The sequence below is a fragment of the Milkweed yellows phytoplasma str. MW1 genome (genome assembly GCF_000309485.1).
Taxonomy (GTDB): domain Bacteria; phylum Bacillota_I; class Bacilli_A; order Acholeplasmatales; family Acholeplasmataceae; genus Phytoplasma.
Genome location: NZ_AKIL01000058.1, coordinates 1 through 2,805 on the forward strand (window position 1 = coordinate 1; position 2,805 = coordinate 2,805).

At 25.5% G+C, this 2,805-nt stretch carries 2 protein-coding genes and 1 pseudogene; all 3 read right to left on the reverse strand.

Going from position 1 to position 2,805, the window contains the following annotated elements:
* Window positions 1-160: 160 nt before the first annotated feature.
* The gene (locus RI76_RS01425; protein WP_017192360.1) at window positions 161-523 is read right to left on the reverse strand and encodes an SVM family protein; all 363 of its coding nucleotides are present in this window, start codon (window positions 521-523) and stop codon (window positions 161-163) included.
* Window positions 524-1,600: 1,077 nt separating this feature from the next.
* Window positions 1,601-2,128, reverse strand: coding sequence for an SVM family protein (locus tag RI76_RS01430; RefSeq protein ID WP_017192362.1), 528 nt, complete (start codon window positions 2,126-2,128; stop codon window positions 1,601-1,603).
* A gap of 31 nt (window positions 2,129-2,159) precedes the next feature.
* Window positions 2,160-2,572, reverse strand: a pseudogene (locus RI76_RS03395) (SVM family protein).
* Window positions 2,573-2,805 lie beyond the last annotated feature (233 nt).

A 2,805-nucleotide genomic window follows, 5' to 3' on the forward strand; every position in this document is an offset into this window, starting at 1 on the left:
GGGATGAATAAGATAGAAATAATGATTAAAAAGATGATTTTACTGGGCAAAGATGGTAATATTTTTTTAATGAAAATGAGTTTTAGGGTTTCCTTTTTATTAAATTTATTTGAGCAATAAACAAAGACTCTTTTAAGAGTCTTTGTTAGTGGATGTTTTTTTATTGATCTTCTGGAATAATATTTAAATCTAAATTTATTTTTTTTGGTTTTTTATTACTAAATTGACATTCGAATTTTTGTTCAATGCCTGAACAACACCATTGTTCTATTTCTTTAATGGAAGCATTTTTCAAATTTGGATTTTTTTGTTTTATATTTTGAATTATTTCTTTTTGTTTTTTTACCAATCTAAAAAATTTATTAACTTTTTCGTCCGTAGGTTCTTTTTCTAAAATTTGTTGATTTTTATTGTTTTGCATAGCCATAACTGATTGATTATTAAACATAAATAATAATCCTATAAAAATTATTAAACAGATATAAACTGTTCTTCTATTAAATTGTTTTTTTAATTTAAACATTAATGAAAACTCCTTTAATTTGTTATTGCCAATCAGAGCTGGTTCTTTTAAATTCGACTTCTTTATTTTTTTATCGTTATTGTGTTTATCTTTGAAAATAGATAAAGTTTTGCGGACAGGATTGAAGTGGAGGTGTAAATGGGTTAGTTCGAAGTTTTCATTGTGAACGAAAGTATTATCAAGATAATACTCTTTATCTTCGGTTAAGAAGTGTTTCGGACCTTTGTATTTAATAATTAATTTGTTATTACCTTGGGCCTTTGTGTTGTTGTTTTTCGAAACTTAATATTATGTTTTGTTACGTAATAAATAACTACCATATTTCATATCAAAAGATGCGTTTTCGAAACCGTTTAGAGCGGTGAGAGGTTAAAGGTTATAAGTATAACCAGCTTTATTCCAACGGTCGAAAGCGTGATGGTATTTAATGTAGCAAACAAGGTTGGTAGGTTAGGGGTTGGGTAATTATACGATTTTCGCAAAGGTGTAATTCTTTTATTAGTTTTTATTCCTAATCTGTCAAACTTTTAAGTTTATTTTTAATATCAAGGATTTCTTGGGTTTTGTCTTTGATCGTTTGTTCGTATTTTTCGGGAGTTTGGTTCAAAGTTATTAATTCTTTTTCCAATTGAGGTATTTTGTTGACTTGATGTATTTGGTTTAATTCACTGTTAATGTTGGTTACTAATTCTGATTTAGTTCAAGAATGTTGTTGACGGTAATAATTAATCCCGTTTAAGACATCAAAAGTGTAACGGCATTCTATTTTAGTATTGTCTTTAGGTTTGGCTAAATATTGATTAATTCCTTGACTCCATTGATAATATTGGTTTTTGCAAGCTTCTCAGCGTTGTTTGATTTGTTGATAATCGGAGTTAATTTTTAATTTGAGTTTTAAAGCTTCTGTCCAGATCGGAAGGCAACATGATAGGGCAATTCAGAGGGTTTTTGGTTTGTCATTTAGCGGTTTTTTTGTAGGTTTCTTCGATAATGGTTGTTAAATCTCTAGAATGATTGTTTGTTTAGATAATTTTAAATGTTTTAAAGTCTTTGATTGTTTCGAATATTGTTTCTTATTTATTGATTTCTTATTTGTTGATTTATTTGATCGATTTGTGTATTAACTTGATCTATATTTATTTGAATATTTCTTAATACATTTATTTGCGATTCAGAAGCGTATAATGGAGTGTTGTTAATAGCTGCCATCATTGAATTCGCTAATTGCAAACTTTCTCTTTCTAATCGTAATCTTGTTGTATATAAATCAATATTTCTTATCATTTGTTGTTGTACATCAAGTAATCTTTGTTGATAATTTACTATTTGTTGATGCGTTTGTCGATGTTGATTTAAAAGATTGGTTATTTCTTGTTCTGAAGCATTATTAAAAAGAGCATTAACAATTTGATTTGTTGAATTTCTTTGTAATAACATTAAATTTTGAAATTCTTCTATATTATTGATATTTTCATTGTTTTGATTTGGTGGTATATTATTATTCATCGCCATTAATGGATTATTATTAATTATTATAATAAATAAACCTAAATAACTGAATAAAATAATAATTACTATTTTAAATTGATTTTTTACTTTAAACATTATTTTAACTCCTTTTTTAATTCAGAAAAAATTATTTTTGTTCATATTGCCAAAAATATGTATATTTTTGGCTCCATTAACCATTTTTTTAATTCTTCTAAAGTATATTTATCATCTTCATCATCTATGGCACCATTATCAAAAAAAACACCTAATAAATTACGAAGCGGATTCTTAATTTTCCAAATAATTGCAAATTCTTCTATGTTTCCACTATAACGCGGACCAGTTAGTGTAAAATCAAAATATTGTTTAAATATTTCATGATTTTTAAGAATATTAATATTTGATACAGTTATATTAACGATTCTTCATATCATCAACAAACTCTTCATTAGAGACAGCCATTACTTGTTGATTATTATTAGTAATTAAAAACAATCCCAAGAAAGTAAATACAAAAAATACATTCAATAATAATAAATTATTTTTGATTTTCAACATTATATGAAATTTCCTTTTTATTGCTTTATTGCCGATCAGAGTTGGTTTTTAGGCGAGGCCCAACTAAATATGGTACTGAATGAGAGACAATGAAAGACAACAACTAATTTTTCTAAAACAAATACCTTTTAGAAAAAATTATTTATTAATTTACTATATGATAACATAAAAAAAATATTTGTCAACCTTTTTTAAAAAATATTTAAAAAAAATTAAAAAATCATTTTTATCCC

Coding starts and splice junctions, on each gene's coding strand:
- RI76_RS01425 (WP_017192360.1), bottom strand. CDS start 523: ATGTTTAAATTAAAAAAACAATTTAATAGAAGAACAGTTTATATCTGT.
- RI76_RS01430 (WP_017192362.1), bottom strand. CDS start 2,128: ATGTTTAAAGTAAAAAATCAATTTAAAATAGTAATTATTATTTTATTC.